The organism is Pseudomonas sp. AU11447 (assembly GCF_001672555.2).
GTDB lineage: Bacteria > Pseudomonadota > Gammaproteobacteria > Pseudomonadales > Pseudomonadaceae > Pseudomonas > Pseudomonas nitroreducens.
Map to the genome: position 1 here is coordinate 93,102 of NZ_LZDG02000031.1, position 22,438 is coordinate 115,539.

General features: G+C 65.0%; 20 protein-coding genes. 9 read left to right on the forward strand and 11 right to left on the reverse strand.

Annotated elements, in window-relative coordinates; genetic code table 11:
* Window positions 1-44: 44 nt before the first annotated feature.
* The 9 genes from A6723_RS09435 to bioB form a co-directional block, all read right to left on the reverse strand.
* Complete coding sequence (locus A6723_RS09435; protein ID WP_054908006.1) at window positions 45-1,841, reverse strand: acyl-CoA dehydrogenase C-terminal domain-containing protein; 1,797 nt, start codon at window positions 1,839-1,841, stop codon at window positions 45-47.
* A gap of 119 nt (window positions 1,842-1,960) precedes the next feature.
* The gene (locus tag A6723_RS09440) at window positions 1,961-3,241 is read right to left on the reverse strand and encodes a diguanylate cyclase (protein ID WP_054908005.1); all 1,281 of its coding nucleotides are present in this window, start codon (window positions 3,239-3,241) and stop codon (window positions 1,961-1,963) included.
* Between the two features lie 165 nt (window positions 3,242-3,406).
* Window positions 3,407-5,212, reverse strand: a complete 1,806-nt coding sequence (locus A6723_RS09445; protein ID WP_054908004.1) for a phenylacyl-CoA dehydrogenase — start codon at window positions 5,210-5,212, stop codon at window positions 3,407-3,409.
* Between the two features lie 308 nt (window positions 5,213-5,520).
* Window positions 5,521-5,751 carry a hypothetical protein gene (locus tag A6723_RS09450; protein ID WP_054908003.1) on the reverse strand — a complete coding sequence of 77 codons (231 nt, stop codon included), beginning with the start codon at window positions 5,749-5,751 and terminating at the stop codon, window positions 5,521-5,523.
* A gap of 74 nt (window positions 5,752-5,825) precedes the next feature.
* On the reverse strand, window positions 5,826-6,509 hold the full coding sequence (gene bioD / locus A6723_RS09455; protein WP_054908002.1) for a dethiobiotin synthase: 684 nt from the start codon (window positions 6,507-6,509) through the stop codon (window positions 5,826-5,828).
* Between the two features lie 195 nt (window positions 6,510-6,704).
* Complete coding sequence (bioC, locus tag A6723_RS09460) at window positions 6,705-7,511, reverse strand: malonyl-ACP O-methyltransferase BioC (RefSeq protein ID WP_054908001.1); 807 nt, start codon at window positions 7,509-7,511, stop codon at window positions 6,705-6,707.
* Window positions 7,504-8,229, reverse strand: coding sequence for an alpha/beta fold hydrolase (locus A6723_RS09465; RefSeq protein WP_054908000.1), 726 nt, complete (start codon window positions 8,227-8,229; stop codon window positions 7,504-7,506). Before A6723_RS09465 ends, bioC begins: the two co-directional genes overlap by 8 nt.
* Entirely contained in the window at window positions 8,222-9,427 is a 1,206-nt protein-coding gene (gene bioF, locus A6723_RS09470; protein WP_054907999.1) for an 8-amino-7-oxononanoate synthase, read from the reverse strand. Before bioF ends, A6723_RS09465 begins: the two co-directional genes overlap by 8 nt.
* A gap of 84 nt (window positions 9,428-9,511) precedes the next feature.
* Entirely contained in the window at window positions 9,512-10,570 is a 1,059-nt protein-coding gene (bioB, locus tag A6723_RS09475) for a biotin synthase BioB (RefSeq protein WP_054907998.1), read from the reverse strand.
* Between the two features lie 243 nt (window positions 10,571-10,813).
* Here bioB and A6723_RS09480 point away from each other — a divergent pair, with 243 nt between their 5' ends.
* From A6723_RS09480 to rarD, 7 genes are all read left to right on the forward strand, one after another.
* Complete coding sequence (locus tag A6723_RS09480) at window positions 10,814-11,107, forward strand: hypothetical protein (RefSeq protein WP_024763634.1); 294 nt, start codon at window positions 10,814-10,816, stop codon at window positions 11,105-11,107.
* A gap of 24 nt (window positions 11,108-11,131) precedes the next feature.
* Window positions 11,132-11,854, forward strand: a complete 723-nt coding sequence (locus A6723_RS09485; RefSeq protein ID WP_054907997.1) for a ComF family protein — start codon at window positions 11,132-11,134, stop codon at window positions 11,852-11,854.
* A gap of 93 nt (window positions 11,855-11,947) precedes the next feature.
* Window positions 11,948-12,712, forward strand: a complete 765-nt coding sequence (locus A6723_RS09490) for a TOBE domain-containing protein (RefSeq protein WP_054907996.1) — start codon at window positions 11,948-11,950, stop codon at window positions 12,710-12,712.
* Window positions 12,713-12,832: 120 nt separating this feature from the next.
* Window positions 12,833-13,204 (forward strand): substrate-binding domain-containing protein, encoded by a 372-nt coding sequence (locus A6723_RS09495; RefSeq protein ID WP_054907995.1) that lies wholly within the window; start codon window positions 12,833-12,835, stop codon window positions 13,202-13,204.
* 68 nt (window positions 13,205-13,272) lie between these two features.
* Complete coding sequence (locus tag A6723_RS09500) at window positions 13,273-14,247, forward strand: serine/threonine protein kinase (RefSeq protein WP_045212794.1); 975 nt, start codon at window positions 13,273-13,275, stop codon at window positions 14,245-14,247.
* Between the two features lie 56 nt (window positions 14,248-14,303).
* Window positions 14,304-15,302 carry a lysozyme inhibitor LprI family protein gene (locus A6723_RS09505; protein WP_054907994.1) on the forward strand — a complete coding sequence of 333 codons (999 nt, stop codon included), beginning with the start codon at window positions 14,304-14,306 and terminating at the stop codon, window positions 15,300-15,302.
* A 131-nt stretch (window positions 15,303-15,433) separates the two neighbouring features.
* Window positions 15,434-16,321 (forward strand): EamA family transporter RarD, encoded by an 888-nt coding sequence (rarD, locus tag A6723_RS09510; RefSeq protein WP_054907993.1) that lies wholly within the window; start codon window positions 15,434-15,436, stop codon window positions 16,319-16,321.
* A 647-nt stretch (window positions 16,322-16,968) separates the two neighbouring features.
* On the opposite strand, the gene A6723_RS09515 is transcribed toward rarD, so the two are convergent.
* Window positions 16,969-17,487: a glycine cleavage system protein R gene (locus A6723_RS09515; protein ID WP_024763639.1), complete on the reverse strand. Its 519-nt coding sequence runs from the start codon at window positions 17,485-17,487 to the stop codon at window positions 16,969-16,971.
* A gap of 19 nt (window positions 17,488-17,506) precedes the next feature.
* Entirely contained in the window at window positions 17,507-17,956 is a 450-nt protein-coding gene (locus A6723_RS09520) for a GNAT family N-acetyltransferase (RefSeq protein WP_038803503.1), read from the reverse strand.
* Window positions 17,957-18,250: 294 nt separating this feature from the next.
* Here A6723_RS09520 and A6723_RS09525 point away from each other — a divergent pair, with 294 nt between their 5' ends.
* Together A6723_RS09525 and A6723_RS09530 are read left to right on the forward strand one after the other, a co-directional pair.
* Window positions 18,251-20,428 (forward strand): malate synthase G, encoded by a 2,178-nt coding sequence (locus A6723_RS09525; RefSeq protein ID WP_054907992.1) that lies wholly within the window; start codon window positions 18,251-18,253, stop codon window positions 20,426-20,428.
* 445 nt (window positions 20,429-20,873) lie between these two features.
* Window positions 20,874-22,403, forward strand: coding sequence for an NCS1 family nucleobase:cation symporter-1 (locus A6723_RS09530; protein ID WP_054907991.1), 1,530 nt, complete (start codon window positions 20,874-20,876; stop codon window positions 22,401-22,403).
* The last annotated feature ends 35 nt before the right edge of the window (window positions 22,404-22,438 follow it).

Here is a 22,438-nt window from a genome sequence, read left to right on the forward strand (position 1 = left end):
GCAGAAGGCCCGCGCAGGGCGGGCCTCCTTATCTGGCGCGGGAATTACAAGGCGAACTGCTCGGCCGACAGGCGCATCAGCACCTCGGAACCTGCCTCCGCCGCCGCCACATGGGACAGCGCGCGGGGCAGCAGGCGGCTGAAGTAGAACTCGGCGGTGGCCAGCTTGGTTTCGTAGAAGGCCTTCTCGCCAGCGCCCTCTTCGAGCTTCTGCTGGGCGACCAGCGCCATGCGCAGCCAGAAGTAGCCGAGGGTGATGTAGCCGGAGTACATCAGGTAATCCACCGAGGCGGCACCGACTTCGTCCGGGTTCTTCATGGCGGCCAGGCCGAGCTTCTGGGTCAGTTCGCCCCACTGCTTGTTCAGCGCCGCCAACTGGGCGACCTGGGCCTTGAGCTGCGGGTGCTCGGCGTGCTGCTGGCAGAGCTGATGAACCAGCTTGGTGAAGCCCATCAGCAGCTTGCCCTGGCTACCGAGTACCTTGCGGCCCAGCAGGTCCAGCGCCTGGATGCCGTTGGTGCCCTCGTAGATCGGCGCGATGCGGCAGTCGCGCACCAGCTGCTCCATGCCCCATTCACGGATGAAGCCGTGGCCGCCAAACACCTGCATGCCGTGGTTGGTGACTTCCAGGCCGGTCTCGGTCATGAAGGCCTTGCAGATCGGCGTCAGGAAGGCCAGCAGGTTGCCGGCACGCTCGCGCTCCTCGGCGTCCAGGGAGAGGTGTTCGATGTCCAGCAGTTGCGCGGTGAAGTACGCCAGCGCGCGGTTGCCTTCGTTGAACGCCTTCATGGTCAGCAGCATGCGGCGCACGTCCGGATGGACGATGATCGGGTCGGCGGGCTTTTCCGGCGCCTTCGGGCCGGTCAGCGAACGCATCTGCAGGCGGTCCTGGGCGTAGCGCACGGCGCCCTGGTAGCTGGTCTCGCCGAGGCAGAGGCCCTGCATGCCGGTGCCCAGGCGCGCGTGGTTCATCATGGTGAACATGCAGGCCAGGCCCTTGTTGGCCTCGCCGATCAGGAAGCCCTTGGCGCCATCGAAGTTCATCACGCAGGTGGCGGACGCCTTGATGCCCATTTTGTGCTCGATGGAGCCGCAGGCCACGGCGTTGCGCTCGCCGGCCTCGCCGTTCGCGTCCAGGTTGAACTTGGGCACGATGAACAGCGAGATGCCCTTGGTGCCGGCCGGCGCGTCAGGCAGCTTGGCCAGGACCAGGTGGATGATGTTCTCGGAGAGATCATGCTCGCCGGCGGAGATGAAGATCTTGGTGCCGGTGATCGCGTAGCTGCCGTCGGCGTTGGGCACGGCGCGGGTCTTGATGATGCCCAGGTCGGTGCCGCAATGCGGTTCGGTCAGGCACATGGTGCCGGTCCACACCGCGCTGGTCATGCGCGGCAGGTAGGTGTTCTTCTGCTCCTCGCTGCCGTGGGCGTGGATGGCCGCCATGGCGCCCTTGGTCAGGCCGGGGTACATACCCCAGGAGCAGTTGGAGGCGCCGATCATCTCGCTGACCAGCAGGCCGAGGGACGGCGGCAGGCCCTGGCCACCGTATTCGGGGTCGCTGGAAACGCCGTTCCAGCCAGCCTCGACGTACTGCGCGAAGGCTTCCTTGAAGCCCTTGGGCGTGGTCACCACGCCGTTGTCGAAATGGCAGCCTTCCTCGTCGCCGGAGCGGTTCAGCGGGGCGATGACCTGCTCGCAGAACTTCGCGCCTTCCTCGAGGATGGCGGCGAACATGTCCGGGGTGGCGTCGGTGGCGCCGAGGGCTTCGTAGCGGCCGGTGAAGTCGAAGACTTCGTCGGTGAGGAAGCGCACGTCGCGCAGGGGGGCCTTGTACTCGGGCATCACGAATCTCCGTTCGGTTCAGGGCGCCACAATGGCGCGCAAACTTCGAACCTAACGGTGCGTGACCGCCCGGACAATCACGCTGCACGCGCTGAATGCGGGGTCATAACCCGGCCGGGTCAGGCAGTGCGCACCGCGCCGCGACGGGATTGCCCATGTACAGCCACGCGGTTGCGTCCGCCGCTCTTGGCCGAGTACAGCGCTTCGTCGGCGCCCTTGATGACTTCCTCCGGGCTGCGCCGCTCGCCGTCGCGCTCGGCGACGCCGACGCTGATGGTGACCGAGACGGTCTGCGCATCCTTGCCAGCGCGTTTGCTGCGACCCTGGCGGTCATCCTTGGGGCGGTTGCCGCGGTCGCGCAGGTGCATGGCGTATCCCTCGATGGCCTGGCGTACGCCGTCGAGGTACGGCAGGCACTGTTCCACCGTCTTGCCGGCGAACACCAGGGTGAATTCCTCGCCGCCATAACGGTACGCCTTGCCGCCGCCACCCGTGCGACGCAGCTGGCTGGCAACCATGCGCAGCACCTGGTCGCCGACGTCGTGGCCGTGGCTGTCGTTGAATTTCTTGAAGTGGTCGACGTCGATCATCGCCAGCACGTACTGCTGGCCCAGGCGCTGGAAGCGCTCGTTCAATGCGCGACGCCCCGGCAGGCCGGTGAGCTCGTCGCGGAAGGCCATCTGGTACGCCTCGTGTGCGACGGCGCCGGCCAGGGTGAGCATCACCAGGCTGGTCATCACGGTGAGTGCATGGGGCAGGATGAAGACTTTGGGCAGCATCCACAGCAGGCCGAGCAGCCCCAGCAGTTGCGCCGCATGCAACGGTCGCGGCTGGCGCACGTAGGCCGCGACCAGCGCAATCAAGGCGATGATGAAGCCGAAGTAGGACAGCTGCGCGAGGCTCATCCACTGGCCGTGCAGCGACGGCCAGTAGGTGTCGCTGAGCAGCTCCGCCAGGCCCTGCGGGAAGCGCTTGGCCAGGGCTGTCGCCACGCCCACCACGGCGATCAGCGCGGCGCTGCGGGCGAGCAGGTCCTGCAGCATGTGCATGCGCTCCTGCCAGATGCCGTACATACCGTAGAGCAGCGGCAGCAGCACGCAACAGAGATGGAACACCAGCGCCGCCTCCGGAAGCACCACGCGATGCGCCTGGAAGTAGTCGACCTGGGTATCGAGGAGGAAATAGGCGATGTAGACCACCGCCAGCATGAACAGCTGACGCTGGCGCCCATAGACCATGCACAGCGCACCACCGAGCAGCAGCAACAGGGTCGGTAGGACGTTGAACAGGGAGGTGAAGAAATCGGACAGTTCGGCCAGGGAGCCGGCGGCGATGCCGGCCGGGATCAGCAACAGGGGCGTGAGGAAGTGGCTGAGCCGGTAGGGGGCCGTGGGTCGCACAGGGGGTTCCGCAAGGTGGGTGCCGGGCTCGCCGTCAGTCGATCGGCAAGTGGCGTAATGATGGCATTTTCTGCGGACATTTGTGTGGGATCGGATACGAAAAAGCCCGCCTTGCGGCGGGCTCCTTCCTGTTCAGCAGACGGACGGCAAGCCGCCCTCCCCTGATCAGTAACCGAGGGCGAAATCTTCCTCGGCCAGGTCCATCAGGTTGTTGGCGCCGGACAGCATGGAGCCAACGTGCGCGCGGGTGCGCGGCAGGATGCGCTGGAAGTAGAAGCGCGCGGTCTTCAGCTTGGCCTGGTAGAAGGCCTCTTCGCTGGTACCGGCAGCCAGCTTCTCGGCAGCCAGGCGAGCCATGTCGGCCCAGAAGTAGGCCAGGCACGCGTAGCCGGAGAACATCAGGTAGTCGACCGATGCGGCACCGACTTCCTCGCGGTCCTTCATGGCGGCCATGCCGACCTTCATGGTCAGGTCGCCCCACTCCTTGTTCAGCGCAGCCAGCGGTGCAACGAACTCCTTGACGGCTTCGTTGGCTTCGTTGGCCTGGCAGAACTTGTGCACGATCTTGGTGAAGCCCTTGAGCGCTTCGCCCTGGGTCATGAGGATCTTGCGGCCCAGCAGGTCCAGCGCCTGAACGCCGGTGGTGCCTTCGTACAGCATGGAGATGCGGCTGTCGCGGACGTTCTGCTCCATGCCGTGCTCGGCGATGAAGCCGTGGCCGCCATAGATCTGCACGCCGTGGTTGGCGGCTTCGAAGCCCACTTCGGTCATGAACGCCTTGGCGATCGGGGTGAGGAAGGCCAGCATCGAGTCAGCGGCTTTCTTCTCTTCTTCGTCCTGGCTGCGCTGGACGATGTCGACCTGCTTGGCAGCGAAGTACAGCATGGCGCGGTTGCCTTCGGCGAAAGCCTTGGCGGTCAGCAGCATGCGACGTACGTCCGGGTGCACGATGATCGGGTCAGCGGCTTTTTCCGGCGCTTTCGGGCCAGTCAGCGAACGCATCTGCAGACGCTCGCGAGCGTAGGCGATGCCACCCTGGAAACCGATTTCGGCGTGGGCCAGGCCTTGCAGCGCGGTACCCAGGCGAGCGGTGTTCATGAAGGTGAACATGCAGTTCAGGCCCTTGTTCGGCGGGCCGATCAGGAAGCCGGTAGCAGCGTCGAAGTTCATCACGCAGGTGGCGTTGCCGTGGATGCCCATCTTGTGCTCGAGCGAGCCACAGGAAACGGCGTTGCGCTCGCCCACGTTGCCTTCGGCGTTGGGCAGGAACTTCGGCACGATGAACAGCGAGATGCCCTTGGTGCCCTGCGGGGCGTCGGGCAGGCGGGCCAGCACGATGTGGACGATGTTGTCGGCCATGTCGTGTTCGCCAGCGGAAATGAAGATCTTGGTGCCGGTGATCTTGTAGGTGCCGTCAGCCTGCGGCTCGGCCTTGGTGCGCAGCATGCCCAGGTCGGTGCCGCAATGCGGCTCGGTCAGGCACATGGTGCCGGTCCACTCGCCGGAAACCAGCTTGGTCAGGTAGGTGTGCTGCTGCTCGGAGGTGCCGTGGGCGTGCAGGGTGTTCATGGCGCCGTGGGACAGGCCCGGGTACATGCCCCAGGACCAGTTGGCCTGGCCGACCATTTCGCTGATCGCAAGGCCGAGGGATTCGGGCAGGCCCTGACCGCCGTGCTCGACGTCATGGGCCAGGCTCGGCCAGCCGCCTTCGACGAACTGTTGGTAGGCCTCTTTGAAGCCGGTCGGAGTCTTGACGCCTTCCGGGCTCCATTTGCAGCCTTCCAGGTCGCCAGTGCGGTTCAGCGGAGCGATTACCTGTTCGCAGAACTTCGCACCCTCTTCGAGGATAGCATTCACCATGTCCGGGGTGGCGTCTTCGGCGCCCGGCAGGTTCTGGTAGTGCGCTTCGTAGCCCAGCAGCTCGTCGCGAACGAAACGGATATCACGCAAGGGGGCCTTGTAATCAGGCATAGCGGTAAACCTCTACGAAGGGTTCTGGTTAATGGGCGACCGGTTGCTGCGGTCGCAGTGCGGGAGCATTCCCGGCCGCCCAGTCGGTGCGCGCACGCATCCGGACAGTCAAACAGGCGTTTGAAACATACGTTTACGCCATACCCTTGTCAAGCGTGCAAACCGACCATCCGGTCACGCTCGCAAGGCGCTTCGCCGGGCATTCCGGCAGCGAACTCCTGAGCTTGATTAAAGCCCATGGCAGAGCGGCCGGCGTGTCGTGAGGACAGCCGGCCGCCAGGGAAATTCAGTTCAGGGAAAAGTGGCCGTCAGGCGCGGATATCGATGAGCGTGCCGAGCGTTTCGTCGGCTGCCTGGATGACCTTGGCGTTGGCCTTGACCTCGTGCTCGCCGCGGCGCAGGTCCACGAGGCGATCGTTCAGCACTTCGCTGGGAGCTGTGCCGGCAGTCGCGATGTCGGTGCTGGCGCGGTCGACGCGGCGCTGGCCGCTCTGCACGCCATACAGGCCCGCAGAGAAAGCATTACCGGAAATTTCCATCGCAGCGCCTCCACAACAAAAAGCAGCAAGTGGCCACTATTCAAGCAGACAGACCGCCCCAGGCCAAGGCTCGGTTACAAATCCAGGATGCCCAGGTCCAGATGCGCAGACACCGCTGCCGGAGTCGCCGAGGCCAGGCGCGGCACGCGCCCGATGCAGGGTGCGGGCAGTCGCTCGGCGAGGGTCGCGAGGTTTTCTTCCAGACGAGAGGTCTGCGCGTCGACGATGTTCGCCACCCAGCCGGCCAGTACCAGGCCGTCGCGCTGGATGGCCTCGGCGCTGAGCACGGCGTGGTTGATGCAGCCCAGGCGCACACCGACCACCAGGATCACCGGCAGTCCGAGGGCGACGGCGAGGTCCGACAGGTTCTCCTCCCCCGCCAGCGGCACGCGCCAGCCACCGGCGCCTTCTACCAGGGTGAAGTCGGCACCCAGTTCCAGCACCGAGCGCACCGGGCCCTTGAGCGCTTCCACCGTCAGCTTCACGCCCTGCTCGCGGGCCGCAAGGTGCGGCGCAATGGCCGGCTCGAAGGCAAAGGGGTTCACCTGCTCGTAGGCCAGCGGCACGCTGCACTCGCCCAGCAGCGCCAGCGCGTCGGAGTTGCGCAGGCCCTCGGGGCTACGCTCGCAGCCGGAGGCCACGGGCTTGGCAGCGGCGGTGGACAAACCCGCCTGCCGCGCCGCGTGGAGCAGGCCGGCGGCGATGGTGGTCTTGCCGATTTCGGTGTCGGTGCCGGTGACGAAGTAGGCGTGGGACATGGCTTTCTTCAGTGCTCCTACGTGGACATATACGCTCAGGGTTTTTCCCTCTCCCTAACCCTCTCCCTGAAGGGAGAAGGGACTGATCGGCGCAAGATGAATCTGTAGCGTCAGCAGGCACGGACCACTCCCTCTCCCTTCGGAGCGGGGCGCGCAGCCAGGGCTGGGGAGAGGGTGTCCGCCCAGCAACAACGTTTACAAGGAAAAAGATTTGCGCAGGACGGCGTAGACCACCCGATAGGTCGCCGGCAGCCCCTCGGGCTGCCGGAAGCGCTCGTAGGCGGCGATCAGCGCGCGTACCCGCTCGCGCCCGGTGAGGCCGTCGGGCCGGCCGGGATTGAGGTTGTGCGCGCCGAGGGCCTTGAGTTCATGGGTCAGGCTGCGCAGGTCGGGGAAGTGCAGGACACGGTCATCGGTACGCAGTTCCAGCACGTCCAGGCCGCTGTCGGCGCAATGCCGTTGGTACTGCTCGAAGGCGCGGAAGCGATTCACGTGGACGAAACCGTCCACCACCTCCCAGCTCTGCCGCAATTCGCCCAGGGTACCGATGCACAGGCTGCTGAAGGCCAGCACGCCACCGGGGCGCAGCACTCGGCGCGCTTCTGCGAGCACGGCCGGAAGATCAGCGCACCACTGCAGGGCGAGGCTGGAGAACAGCAGATCCGTCGCGCCATCGCGCAGCGGCAGGCTTTCGGCGTCTCCGCCGACAAAATACTGCGCGCCACCCTGCTCGCGGGCGTGGCGCAGCATGCCCTCGGCGATGTCGACGGACAGCCCCTGCGCCTGTGGATAACGCGCCGCCAGCGCGCGGGTGAAATAACCGGTACCGCTCCCCAGGTCGATCCAGCGCTGCGGCGCGCCCTCGGCTGGCAAAGACTCCAGCAGACGGTTGCCGACAGCTCGCTGCAGTTCGGCTACCGCGTCATAGGTCGACGCGGCGCGGGAAAAGGAAGCGGCCACCTGGCGCTTGTCGGGCAAGCCGGTACTACTGCAATCAGGCATCGTCGCCCTCGTGGATGAAACGCAGGATGGCGCCGGCCACTTCGTCCGGCTGCTCCAGTGGCAGCCCGTGGCTGGTTCCAGACAGCAGGTTGACCTCGACGTCCGGCAGCCATTCCAGCAAGGCATCCGCGGCGCTCGCCGGGACCAGCGCATCGTTGGCAGCGAACAGGTGCAACTGCGGTCCGGGATAGCGCCCCAATGCGGCGCGGGTATCCAGTTGCCCCAGCAGTTGCAGGCCGGCGGTGAGCCCTTCGACATTCATCTGCGGCAGCGCCACCTGCAGCTGGCGAGCGAGGGTGCGCGCATCGCGAGCCCCCTGGCTGACCAGCATCGTGAAGCGCTTGCGCACCAGGTGCGGCTCCAGCAGGAAGGCTTCGAAGAAGTCCTCGAACACTTCATTGGCCATCGCCTCCGGCCAGTCCTCGCGGCGGCGGAAGCAGAGGTTGCTGGCCAGCGTGACCAGGCCGCGGCAGGACTCGCCCCGGCGCGCGGCCAGTTCGGCGCCAAGCATGCCGCCCAGCGACCAGCCAGCGATCCAGGCGTCGTGGGCGACGTTGTCGTCCAGCTCGTCGAGCCACACGTTCGGATCGGCGTCGTCGGGCAGCGGCTCGATCTGTACGTTCAAATGTGGCGCCTGCTCCAGCAGCGCATCGCGCAACGGTTCCAGCGGTGCGCTGCCCAGGCCCCAGCCCGGCAGCAGGATCAGTTGGTCACGCATCATCGCCCTCCTCGGCATCGATCTCTGCCAGAAGGCTAGACGACACGCGCTGCCAGCTTTCGGCCAGCGCCACCAGCAGGCGGTCGACCTGTGCCTCGGTGTGCGAAGCGGACAGGGTCACGCGCAGGCGCGCGGTGCCGGCGGGTACGGTGGGCGGGCGGATCGCCCCGACCAGAATGCCGCGCTGGCGCAGCTCCGCGGACAACGCCATGGCCTGGGCGCTGCCGCCGATGAGGATCGGCTGGATCGGCGTCGGGCTGTCCATCAGGCGCAGGCCGATCGCCGCGGCGCCGGTGCGGAAACGCGCGATCAGCGCATTCAGGTGATCACGGCGCCAGCTCTCGGCGCGCAGCAGTTCCAGGCTTTTCAGCGTGGCGCAGGCCACGGCGGGCGGCTGGCTGGTGGTGTAGATGTAGGGCCTGGCGAACTGGATCAGCGTCTCGATCAGCTCCTCGCTGCCAGCGACGAAGGCGCCAGCGGTGCCGAAGGCCTTGCCGAGGGTACCGACCAGTACAGGCACGTCCTCCATGCTCAAACCGAAGTGTTCGACGATACCGCCGCCGGTCGCGCCCAGCGGGCCGAAGCCGTGGGCGTCGTCGACCATCACCCAGGCATTCTGCTGGCGAGCCGTCGCGCAAAGGCTGGGCAGGTCGGCCAGGTCGCCGTCCATGCTGAACACGCCGTCGGTAACGACCAGCGTGTTGCCTTCGGCCTTCTCCAGGCGCGAGGCGAGGCTGGCGGCATCATTGTGCAGATAACGCGAAAAGCGCGCACCGGAAAGCAATCCGGCATCCAGCAGCGAGGCGTGGTTGAGGCGGTCCTCCAGCACGCTGTCGCCCTTGCCGACGAGCGCGGTGACGGTGCCCAGGTTGGCCATGTAGCCGGTAGAAAACAGCAACGCGCGCGGGCGACCGGTGAACTCGGCGAGTGCCAGCTCCAGTTCGTGGTGCGGGCCACAGTGGCCGTTAACCAGGTGCGAGGCACCGCCACCGACGCCCCAGCGTTCGGCACCGGCACGCAGCGCGGCAATCACCTCGGGGTGATTGGCCAGCCCCAGGTAATCGTTGGAACAGAAGGCCAGCATCGGCTGGCCGTCAATGACCACCTCCGGGCCCTGCGGCGATTCCAGCAGCGGGCGGCGGCGGTAGAGGTCCTCCGCCTGGCGCTGGGCCAGGCGGGCGGCGAGATCGAAAGGCATACGCAACCCCTTAGCTGCAATTCAGGCTTCCGGCTGAAGGCCGAGCCCGTAGGAGCGAGCTTGCTCGCTCCTACGAAAAGCAGGTCAGGCCGAAGCCGCGTTATAGAACAGCTGGGAGTCGCGTTGTTCCACCAGCGCCTGCTCGATGGCAGCCTGGTGTACCTCATCGGCGTGCTCCTCGCGCTCCTCGGGCTTGATGCCCAGTCGCGCGAACAGCTGCATGTCCTTCTCGGCCTGCGGGTTGGTGGTGGTCAGCAGCTTCTCGCCATAGAAGATCGAGTTGGCGCCGGCCATGAACGCCAGGGCCTGCATCTGCTCGTTCATCTGCTCGCGGCCGGCGGACAGGCGCACGTGGGACTTCGGCATCATGATCCGGGCGACTGCCAGGGTGCGGATGAAGTCGAACGGATCGACGTCCTTCTCCTCGGCCAGCGGGGTGCCCTTGACCTTCACCAGCATGTTGATCGGCACCGATTCCGGGTGCTCGGGCAGGTTGGCCAGCTGGATCAGCAGGCCGGCGCGGTCGTCCACCGACTCGCCCATGCCGAGGATGCCGCCGGAGCAGATCTTCATCCCCGCCTCACGTACGTACGCCAGGGTTTGCAGGCGCTCGCTGTAGGTGCGGGTGGTGATGATGTTGCCGTAGAACTCCGGCGAGGTATCGAGGTTGTGGTTGTAGTAGTCCAGGCCCGCTTCGGCCAGGGACTGGGTCTGCTCCTGGGTCAGCTTGCCCAGGGTCATGCAGGTTTCCAGGCCGAGCTTCTTCACGCCCTTCACCATTTCCAGCACGTAGGGCATGTCCTTGGCGGACGGGTGCTTCCAGGCGGCGCCCATGCAGAAGCGGGTCGAGCCGATGGCCTTGGCCTCGGCAGCGGCCTGCAGCACCTTCTGCACTTCCATCAGCTTTTCCTTGTCCAGGCCGGTGTTGTAGTGGCCGGACTGCGGGCAATACTTGCAGTCTTCCGGGCAGGCACCGGTCTTGATCGACAGCAGCGTGGAAACCTGCACGCGATTCGGATCGAAATGCGCGCGGTGCATGGTCTGCGCCTGGAACAGCAGGTCGTTGAACGGCTGTTCGAACAGGGCGCGGACTTCGGCAAGGGTCCAGTCGTGGCGGGTTACTTGGGCTGCGGTGGCACTCATCGGCAAAGTCCTTCGACGCTTGGGGGCGCGCCTCTTGTCTAAGGTGCCCCGGCGGCGCGCCACCGGGGAAATCAGGCTCAAGGCATCATATGTGGAGCTGTGACGCTGTCAACCACTCTCGCGACACAGGTCGACAAGTGATCATTTATTGATCATTAGCAAACAGCAGGTGGCTGCTGTTTCTGAACCGATCCGGCCATTTGCCGCTCCAACCAGACAGCACACTCAGGAGTCATTACCCAGATGGGAACAGAAGGATTCTTCGACGGCCTTGGCCAGATGGCCGGCAAGGCCATCCGCTTCATCGTCGATCTGCTATCGGGCGTACTCGGCGGCCTCTGGCGCGCCATGGACGACTTCTTCCACGGCCTGGCACGCGCTGTGGGAATCGACGTCTCGATCTTCAGCTTCGTCCTGCTCTTTATCGGCCTGCTGCTGCTCTACAGTGGCATCCGCGCCTTCCTGCGGCGCTCGATCTTCGGCGGGCTGATCTGGACGGTGCTGGGCCTGGTGGTCCTGAGCTGGCTGATCCACTGACGGCGCCGCCCTGCGGAGGGCGGAATGCGATTGCTTCACTGGCGCCCCGTCTGGTGGCGCCCACGCGTGCAATGCCTGCTTTGCGGTGGAACGGCGGAACCGGCCGTGCTGCCGCTGTGCGCCGGTTGTGACGACGACCTGCCCTGGCTCGCCGGCCACTGCGTGATCTGCGCGCTGCCCCTGCCGACCCTCGATCTCGCCTGCGGCCAATGCCTGCGTCGAGCGCCAGCTTTCCATAAAGTGGAATCGCCGTTGCGCTACGGCTTCTCCGTCGATGCGCTGATTACCCGCTTCAAGCACCAGGCCAATGCGCCGCTGGGTCGACTGCTCGGCCAGCTACTGGCGCGCCATCTGCTGCACGCCTTCGACGAGGGTCTGGCGCGACCGGAGCGGCTGATCCCCGTTCCCCTCTCCCGTCGGCGTGAGCGCCAGCGCGGCTTTAACCAGGCCGCCCTGCTGGCGGACTGGATCGCCGAGCCCCTCGGCGTGCCTGTGGATAACCGCCTGGTGCTGCGCGCGCAGGACACCCCGGCACAGCAAGGCCTCGATGCCGCCACCCGCAAGCGCAACCTGCGCAATGCCTTCGTCCTGGCCGACGGAGCCATGGTCGATGGCCTGCACCTGGCGCTGGTGGATGACGTGCTGACCACTGGCGCCACCGCCGAACGCATCGCCCGCCTGCTGCGTCGCGCGGGAGCCAGGCGGGTGGATGTCTACTGCCTGGCGCGCACGCCGGCCCCGGAATAGACGACCGTTCAGCCACATTCCTGGCATCTGCCCCTTGCGTTTTGCCCGCCAGCAACGGAGCCTCCCTGCATACCAATAAGTACCCGCGGAACCATGACCACCCTCAGCCTGTTGACCCAACACGTTACCCGTCGCCCGCAGCGCATCGCCCTGCTGGCGCAGATCGCCCAGCTCGGCTCGATCACCCACGCCGCCAAGGCCGCCGGGATGAGCTACAAGACTGCCTGGGACGCCATCGATGAACTGAACAACCTCTCCGACCGCCCGCTGGTGGAACGCAGCGTCGGCGGCAAGGGCGGCGGCGGTGCACGCCTGACGGTCGAGGGCGAGCGCCTGCTGGCGCTCTACCAGCGCCTGGAAGCGCTGCGCGAACACATTGTCGAGCACGTCGAACACCAGGCCGACCTGGAACTGATCGGCCGCCTGATGATGCGCACCAGCGCGCGCAACCAGTTGCACGGGCACGTTTGCGCGGTGGAGGCGTCCGGGTTGAATGACCTGATCAGCATCGAGCTGCCCGGCGGCTCGCGCATTCAGGCGCGGGTCACCCGCGAAAGCACCGAGAAGCTGGAGCTGGCCGATGGCGTTCCGGTGGTCGCCCTGATGAAGGCCGGCTGGCTCTATGTCGACCTCCCGCACATCCCTTGCCCGGAAGGGCTGAATGCCCTGGAAGGGCACATCGACGACATCCGCGAAGCCGACGACGGGCCCAGCGAAGTGCGCATCCAGCTGCCCAGCGGGCAGATGCTCTGCGCCCTGACCGACCCGGAGCGCATCGAGATCCTCGGCCTGAAAGCCGGCTCGCCGGTGCGCGCACAGTTCTCCCCGGCCCAGGTGATCCTCGGCACGCCGCTGTAGCCTCCCAGGCACATGAGATTCCCTGCCTCATATCAACCCCCGTGACGACGCGCCGCGCTCCAATAGCAGCCAGAGTCCCGCTCATGCCGGGCGGGACCCCGGCCACCCGGAGCTCCCACCATGCGCCGCCCCTTACTGCTTCTCGCCCTCCTGTTCCTGCCCTTTGCCAGCCACGCCGGCCCCGACGTGCTGCGTGTTGGCGCCAGTACCGAGCTGATGCCGATACTGGAGCCGCTGGTGGACCAGTACCAGATCCAAACCCGCAACAAGGTCCTGCTGATCGGCGGCAACGAGGGTGAACTCGCCGAACAGGCCCGCCAGGGCACACCCTACGACCTGCTGCTGACGCCGCTGCACAACACGGCCAAGCCGTCCCAAGCAGTCAAGTGCAAAGCCCGTTCGATGCAGAAACTGACCCTGGTGAAAGGCGAGCGCCGTGCACTGGCTACGGACTTCGTCGACTACCTGAGCAAGCACTGCGCCGACCACTGAGGCGACTTCCCACCCATTGACGGTGGACTGGGTACACTAGGCAGCTTTACCACTGCCGGATCGTCGCCATGTCTCATCCTTTTTCCGACCTCACGCCCGATCTGGTACTGGATGCAGTGGAAAGCATCGGTTTTCTCAGCGACGCCCGTGTTCTTGCGCTCAACAGCTACGAGAACCGCGTCTACCAGGTGGGCATCGAGGACAGCGAGCCGCTGATCGCCAAGTTCTACCGCCCCGGGCGCTGGACCAGCGAGGCGATCCTCGAGGAGCACACCTTCTCCGCCGAACTGGCCGAGTGCGAAGTCCCGGTAGTGGCGCCGCTGGTGCATGAGGGGCAGACTCTTTTCGAGCACGCCGGATTCCGCTTCACCCTGTTCCCCCGCCGTGGCGGCCGCGCGCCGGAGCCGGGCAACCTCGATCAGCTCTATCGCCTCGGCCAACTGCTCGGTCGCCTGCACGCCGTAGGTGCCAATCGCCCCTTCGAGCACCGCGAGGCACTGACGCCGCGGAACTTCGGGCACGAGTCCCTGGCCACCCTGCTGGAAGGCAACTTCATCCCGAAAAGCCTGCTGCCGGCCTATGAATCCGTGGCCCGCGACCTGCTGAAAAAAGTCGATGACCTGTACGCCCGCGTGAAATACACGCCTATCCGCATGCACGGGGATTGCCACCCCGGCAACCTGCTGTGCCGCGACGACACCTTCCACGTCGTCGACCTCGACGACTGCCGCATGGGCCCGGCCGTGCAGGACCTGTGGATGATGCTCGCCGGCGAGCGCCACGAGCGCCTGGGGCAACTTTCCGAACTGGTCGACGGCTACCAGGAATTCCACGATTTCGACCCGCGCGAACTGCCGCTGATCGAAGGCCTGCGCTCCCTGCGCCTGATGCACTACAGCGCCTGGCTGGCACGCCGCTGGGATGACCCTGCGTTCCCGCCGAGCTTCCCCTGGTTCGGCAGCGAGCGGTACTGGGGCGAGCAGGTACTGGTGCTGCGCGAGCAATTGGCGGCGCTGGATGAAGAGCCATTGCGGCTGTTCTGATTCGGCACGCCGACGCAGGAGCGCTCGGCATTGCGCCACTTCAAGGAAGAAACACCATGAAACTGCACCTCTCACTGATCCTTGCTGCCGGTCTGGCGACCGGCCTGACGCCGGCGCTGGCGGCCAGCTTCGATTGCCGGAAGGCCAGATCGCCGATGGAAGAAGCCATTTGCGCAAGCGGCGATCTGTCTGCGCTGGATGACCAGTTGAACGCCTCCTACCGCGCGCATCTGAGCGATACGGGGCAGAACGCGAGCGCACTCAAGACTTCCCAGCGCACCTGGCTCCGAACGGTCCGTCAACGCTGCGAAGCGGTCGATGAAATAACCGACTGCCTGAGCGACGCCTATCGCGAACGGCTGGAGAACCTCGGCCCCGCCATCAATGCCGCCTCACAGGGTCACGACTGGACACGGGCATTGCGTATCGGCAACGCCGCTCCAGGCTACGACTTCCTCCTCGACATGCAGCCCTGCGCAGAGCAGACCTGCGAGGGGCCGGCCTATCTCGGCATCCAGCGCAAGGACAGCAACCACGTCCTGCAAGCGATCTATCTGCCCAATGTCTTCCTCACTCGCCAGGACAATGGCGAACCGCTGGTGAACTCGGCCCGCCTCTACGACTACCAGGGTGTGATCAATAGCGGCGACTTCAATTTCGACGGCCAGCCGGACTTCGCTGTACAGAATGGCAATCGCGGCTCCTACGGCGGGCCCAGCTACGACGTATTCCTCTTCGATGCACCGCGCCAGCACTTTATCCACAGCCCGGAATTGAGCAGCCTGACGCTGGAGAACCTGGGGTTCTTCGATGTCGACAGCAAGCGCAAGCGGCTCATCACCTTTGCCAAGAGCGGCTGCTGCTACCACGAGAAAAACGAGTACATCATCAAAGCCAACCAGCCGCTCGCCGTGAAACGCGAAATCGAGGATGCCACCGGCGGAAGCGGCGATCCGGAAATGGTGCTGCTGAGCACGGAGGAACTGGTCGATGGAAAGTGGCAGACCACCTCATCGCGCAAGGTTCCGTTCAAGGAGCTTTATGGTGATCAGTAGAGCGACGTAAAGCCGCCGTTACGCACAATCGTCGGCTGCCACCCGGTTACTCACGTGGCAGCACAGACAAGCCCTCGCGAGCGCCCTAGAATTGTGCAGCCACTCATTAGCTGCCTAACCAAGGATGTTCCATGGCCATCGCCAATCCCCGCCGGGGCTACGCCCTGGGCTTGACTGCCTATGTCATCTGGGGGCTCTTCCCGATCTACTTCAAGCTGCTCGAACGCATCCCCGCCCTGGAAATCATCACCCATCGCGCCATCTGGTCGGCGGTGTTCGGCGCGCTACTCCTGCTGGTGTGGAAGCATCCCGGCTGGTGGCGCGAGCTGCGCGAGAATCCCAAGCGCATCGCCGTGCTCACCGCCAGCGGGCTGCTCATTGCCAGCAACTGGCTGGTCTACGTCTGGGCGGTGAACAACGGCCACATGATCGAGGCCAGCCTGGGTTACTACATCAACCCGCTGATCAACGTGCTGCTGGGCCTGGTTATCCTGCGCGAACGCCTGCGCCCGCTGCAGTGGGTCGCGGTCGGCCTCGCCGCGCTGGGTGTGGCCCAACAGCTGTGGCAGCTGGGCAGCCTGCCCTGGGTATCACTCGCGCTGGCGCTGACCTTCGGCTTCTACGGGCTGATCCGCAAGCAGGCGCCGGTGGCCGCGCTGCCGGGGCTGGTGGTGGAGACCTGGATCCTGCTGCCGCTGGCGATCGGCTACCTCGTGCTGTTCGCCGATGGCCCCAGCGCGCATCTCGATTTCTGGACCACCAAGGACGCCTTCTGGCTCGCCGCCGCCGGCCCGATCACCCTGGTGCCGCTGGTGTGCTTCAACGCCGCCGCACGCCACCTGCCCTACGCCACCCTTGGCTTCCTGCAGTACCTGGCGCCGACCCTGGTGCTGCTGCAGGCGATCCTGCTGTTCGGCGAGCACCTGGACACTACGCGCCTGATTTCCTTGTGCTGCATCTGGGCGGGGCTGGTCGTGTACAGCGTGGACATCTGGTATCGCCTCTCCCGCGGCGACTGATCATTAATTGATCCACCGCCTGCAAGCCACACCAGCTGTGGCTTGCAGGCAGTCACCCGCAGATTGTCCACAGCTCTATCCCGCGATTGCGGGGATAACGCTCGTTTCTTCCACAACCGGCCCCAACCCGCTCCTCTCACTGCCTACTTCTGCGGCGGCAGAATGCCGACCGATCAATATCTGATCAAATCCTTAGAGTCCCCGCTCCCTCTGGCCTGCAAGAACATTCCCCCGGCTTTTCCACAGGCTGATCCCCGCTTCGTGTGGATGAGCGAACGCCGCCCGATCAGAAAGTGGACAACTCTCTGGACGTCAGAAGCGGCGCTATCTGCAGCGTTCCATGAACGGCTTCTCCACAGACTCTTCCAGTGGATTTGTGCACAGTGTCTGGAAGGCTCGAAGCACTGTTTTCCCTGAGACGCTGCTGTACAAAAAACAATCAGCACCATCAAACCCCCGAAAACAGTGCACCGCAGACAGTTATCAACAGAATGCCCACGGTGCGATCCCCGCGATCTGTGCACAGCTTCAAGGCAGGAAGTGGATAAACAGATTGGCGCCAGGCCCAAATAAAATGGGCCCTCTGTCAATTCATCAACAGAGAGCCCACAGGTTTTTCCACAAGACGGAGGATCGGAGCAGAGCTGTTACTCCCCGCTGTGGAAATTCAGCTCCACCATCAGGTCGTCGGCCAGTTCTTCCAGCTTTCCTTGCAGGGTTTCCAGCGGCAAGGTCAGCGGCACGGCCAGCAGGGCCTCAGCGTGAAACAGCGGTTCGCTGCTCATGGGCGCCGGTAGCACCTCCGTGGTCAGGCTCTCCAGGTTCACGCCGTGTTCGGCCAGCAACTGGGTAATGTCGCGGACGATGCCGGGGCGGTCATTGCCCACCAGGTCGAGGTGGATCGGTTTCCAGTTGCAGGCTGGCTCGATACCGCTCTCCGCCAGCAGCACGCGGATACCGTGCTCGCTGAGCTCCTGCAGGCCCTCCACCAGTTCGTCATAGCCCTCGGCGGGCACCGCCACGCGAAGGATTCCGGCGAACTGCCCGGCCATGCGCGACATGCGGCTTTCCAGCCAGTTGCCGCCGTGCGCAGCGATGCATTTGGCCACGCGCTCCACCAGGCCGGGCTGGTCCTGGGCGATGACGGTCAATACGAGGTGGTCCATGAGCAGTCTCCGCGAAGGGCTAGGCCGTGAGGTCCAGCCAATAGGTGTAGAACTTGTCGTCCCGCTTGTAGCCCAGGCGCTCATACAACGACTGGCCCGCGTGGTTGGTCTTCGCCGTCTCCAGCATCAGGCCGCAGGCACCGGTGCTTTCGCCGTGGGCACGGGCGGCGTTCATCAGCGCTTCGCCATAACCGTCACGACGCGCGGCAGGCAGCACGTAGAGGTCGCTGACCAGCCAGGATGCCTGCAACGCCAGGGAAGCGAAGAAGGGGTACAGCTGCACGAAGCCGACCGCCAGCCCATCGATGCTGCGCGCGATGAAGACCGTGGACTGCCCGCTGCCGATGCGCGCCTCGAGAAACTCGCGAATCTTTGCGTGGGGCGCAGGCACCTCGTAGAAATCGAGGTAGCCGGAAAACAGCAGAACCAGGTCATCCAGATCGGAGGGGGTGGCAAGCGTCACGGACATGCGGGATTCTCCAGAAGGGAAAAAGCAGTATAGGCACGGCGAGGTTAGCCGGCTGCGACGGGCTGCCACAGGTACCCGAAGATGTTATGCGTGTACAGTTTTAAGATTTATCTGGAACAATCCAGAAGATTTTTGCGAACATATGACCTGCTACGTGACTGATATGCGTACTTTGGTCTAACCGCGACGCTAGCCCACTGATTTTTCCCACGGCATCATGTAGTATTCCGCGGCTCGGACTACAAGGCGTTTTGCCTGTGTCCAGAGCTGGTCCTGAGCAGAGTGAGGCAAGCAATGACTGAACGCGTTCAAGTCGGTGGCCTGCAGGTCGCCAAAGTCCTGTTCGACTTCGTAAACAACGAAGCCATTCCCGGCACCGGCATCGACGCCGGCAAGTTCTGGGCAGGTGTCGAAACCGTAATCAACGACCTGGCCCCCAAGAACAAGGCCCTGCTCGCCAAGCGCGACGAGATCCAGGCGAAGGTCGATGGCTGGCACCAGGCCCGCGCCGGCCAGCCGCATGACGCGGCCGCCTACAAGGCCTTCCTGCAGGAAATCGGTTACCTGCTGCCCGAGCCGGCCGACTTCCAGGCCAGCACCCAGAACGTCGACGAGGAAATCGCCCGCATGGCCGGCCCGCAGCTGGTCGTACCGGTGATGAACGCGCGCTTCGCCCTGAACGCCGCGAACGCCCGCTGGGGCTCGCTGTACGACGCACTCTACGGCACCGACGCAATCAGCGAAGAGAATGGCGCCGAGAAGGGCAAGGGCTACAACAAGGTCCGTGGTGACAAGGTCATCGCCTTCGCCCGCGCCTTCCTCGACGAAGCCGCCGCGCTGGAATCCGGCTCCCACGTCGACGCCACCGCCTATGTCGTGAAGAACGGCGCACTGGCCGTGACCCTGAAGAATGGCAGCGAGACCGGCCTGAAGAACGCCGCTCAGTTCCTCGCCTTCCAGGGCGATGCCGCCAAGCCGAAAGCCGTGCTGCTCAAGCACAACGGCCTGCACTTCGAAATCCAGATCGACCCGACCAGCCCGATCGGCCAGACCGACGCCGCTGGCGTGAAAGACGTCCTGATGGAGTCCGCGCTGACCACCATCATGGACTGCGAAGACTCCGTGGCCGCCGTCGATGCCGACGACAAGGTCGTGGTCTACCGCAACTGGCTGGGCCTGATGAAAGGCGACCTCGCCGAGCAGGTCTCCAAGGGCGGCAGCACCTTCACCCGCACCATGAACCCGGACCGCGTCTACACCAAGGCCGATGGTTCCGAGCTGAGCCTGCATGGCCGCTCCCTGCTGTTCGTGCGTAACGTTGGCCACCTGATGACCAACCCGGCGATCCTCGACGCCCAGGGCAACGAAGTGCCCGAAGGCATCCAGGACGGCCTGTTCACCAGCCTGATCGCCATTCACAACCTGAACGGCAGCGCCACCCGCAAGAATAGCCGCACCGGCAGCGTCTACATCGTCAAGCCGAAGATGCACGGCCCGGAAGAAGTCGCCTTCGCCGCCGAGATCTTCAGCCGCGTCGAGGACCTGCTGGGCCTGCCGCGCAACACGCTGAAAGTCGGCATCATGGACGAAGAGCGCCGCACCACCGTCAACCTGAAGGCCTGCATCAAGGCCGCTGCCGAGCGCGTGGTGTTCATCAACACCGGCTTCCTCGACCGCACCGGTGACGAAATCCACACGTCCATGGAAGCCGGCGCCATGGTGCGCAAGGGCGCCATGAAGACCGAAAAGTGGATCGGCTCCTACGAGAACAACAACGTCGACGTCGGCCTGGCTACCGGCCTGCAAGGCAAGGCGCAGATCGGCAAGGGCATGTGGGCCATGCCCGACCTGATGGCCGCCATGCTCGAGCAGAAGATCGCTCACCCGCTGGCTGGCGCCAACACCGCCTGGGTTCCGTCGCCGACCGCCGCCACCCTGCACGCGCTGCACTACCACAAGGTCGACGTGTTCGCCCGTCAGGCCGAACTGGCCAAGCGCGCACCGGCTTCGGTGGACGACATCCTGACCATTCCGCTCGCCCCGAACACCAACTGGAGCGCGGAAGAGATCAAGAACGAGCTGGACAACAACTCCCAGGGCATCCTCGGCTATGTAGTGCGCTGGATCGACCAGGGCGTTGGCTGCTCCAAAGTGCCGGACATCAACGACGTCGGCCTGATGGAAGACCGCGCCACCCTGCGCATCTCCAGCCAGCTGCTGGCCAACTGGCTGCGCCACGGCGTAGTGACCGAAGAGCAGGTGCTGGAAAGCCTCAAGCGCATGGCCTCGGTGGTGGATCGCCAGAACGCCGGTGACGCCCAGTACCGCCCGATGGCGCCGAACTTCGACGACAACGTGGCCTTCCGGGCCGCACTGGAACTGGTCATCGAAGGCACCAAGCAGCCCAACGGCTACACCGAGCCGGTCCTGCACCGCCGTCGCCGCGAGTTCAAAGCGAAGAACGGTCTGTAAGCGCTTCGCCAAGCGTTGAAAGAACCGCCCTCCGGGGCGGTTTTTTTATGGCTATCGGTTGGGATTGGCGCCGCTCCCACCCGATCGCGGACAGAGCCCGCTCCTGCGCACACGGATAGCCTCCGTGCAGTCGCGAACTCTGTCCGCGGCTGTCCCAGGGCCATTGCGGAGCCCATACGTAACGCCTGTGCACAATTATTGTGTACAAAATCCACAATCCAACTATTTCCCGCGCACGCAATAGCTGACTATCAAGTCAATGATTGCTATGGAAAAATTATTTCCTGACCTCCTGGATTCCTGGCAAAGCCGCACCAAACGGGGGCTCTGCTCGATTCGAAAGGAAGTGGAAAATCCGCCGGAACGGCAGGGAGGACTGGGCTGGCACGGAATTGGCTTTTGCACACAAACCATAAAAAGCCGTGCATACAAAGCCGAGTAGCCCATGACCCGCAGTCCTACGCACCTGTCCGGCGTTACCCCCCTCCAATCTGTCGAGAGCGCGACCGCCGCCCGGCCGGCCGTGCCAACCCTGAGCCCGCGCCTGTACAGCGCCGACCTGGCACCGACCAAGGCCGCCGGCCGCAGTTGGGGGCGCTACAGCCTGTTCGCGCTGTGGACCAACGATGTGCACAACATCGCCAACTACTCGTTCGCCATCGGCCTGTTCGCGCTGGGCATGAGCGGCGCGCAGATCCTCGCTGCCTTCGCCCTCGGCGCGCTGGTGATCTACGGGCTGATGAACCTCTCCGGCTATATGGGCCAGAAGACTGGGCTGCCCTACCCGGTGATGTGCCGCATCAGTTTCGGCATCCACGGCGCCCAGGTGCCGGCGCTGATCCGCGCGGTGATTGCCATCGCCTGGTTCGGCATCCAGACCTACCTCGCCTCGGTCGTGCTGCGGGTGCTGCTCACCGCCATTGCACCGAGTCTTGCGGCCTACGACCAGGATTCGATCCTCGGCCTGTCGAGCCTCGGCTGGATCACCTTCCTCGGCATCTGGTGCGTTCAGTTGGTGATCTTCGCCTACGGCATGGAGATGGTGCGCCGCTACGAATCCTTCGCCGGCCCGATCATCCTCGTCGCCTTCGCCAGCCTCGCCGGCTGGATGTACTGGCGTGCCGGGCTGTCGATTGCCTGGTCCAGCGGCAACGCACCGACCGGCTCGACCATGTGGCTGAAGGTGCTGGGCGCCGCCGCACTGTGGGTCTCGCTGTACGGCACCATGATCCTCAACTTCTGCGACTTCACCCGCAATTGCCCGGACCGCCGCACCATCAGCGTCGGTAACTTCTGGGGCCTGCCGGTGAACATGCTGGGCTTCGCGCTGATCGCCGTGGTGCTGGCCGGCGCGCAGTTCAGCATCGACGGCAAGCTAGTGCAGAACCCCACCGAGATCGTCGCCGCCATCCCCAACACCTTCGGCCTCGTGCTGGCCTGCCTGGCCTTCCTGATCGTCACCGTGGCGGTGAACATCATGGCCAACTTCGTCGCCCCCGCGTACGTGCTGACCAACCTCGCGCCGAACCTGCTGAACTTCCGCCGCGCCGGCCTGCTCAGCGCCACCATCGCCGTGCTGATCCTGCCGTGGCACCTGTACAACAGCCCGGCAGTGATCGTGTATTTCCTCGGCGGCCTGGGCGCTTTGCTCGGCCCGCTGTACGGGATCATGGTCACCGACTACTACCTGGTGCGCCGTGGCCGGGTGAACCTGCCGGAGCTCTACAGCGAAAGCCGCGAGGCGGCCTATCACTTCAGCGGCGGGGTCAACCTGCGCGCGCTGGCGGCGTTCGTGCCCGCCGCGCTGATCGCCATCGTCCTCGCGCTGGTGCCGGCGTTCGAAACGCTGTCGCATTTCTCCTGGTTCTTTGGCGCCGGGCTTGGCGCGCTGATCCACTTCGCCCTCGCCGATCGCAAGCGCAGCCATGTGGACGTCTGCGGCGAATCCATCGCAGTGGACGCTGCGCATCATTGAGGTTGTGGATAAACGACAAGGCCGCCTTCGGGCGG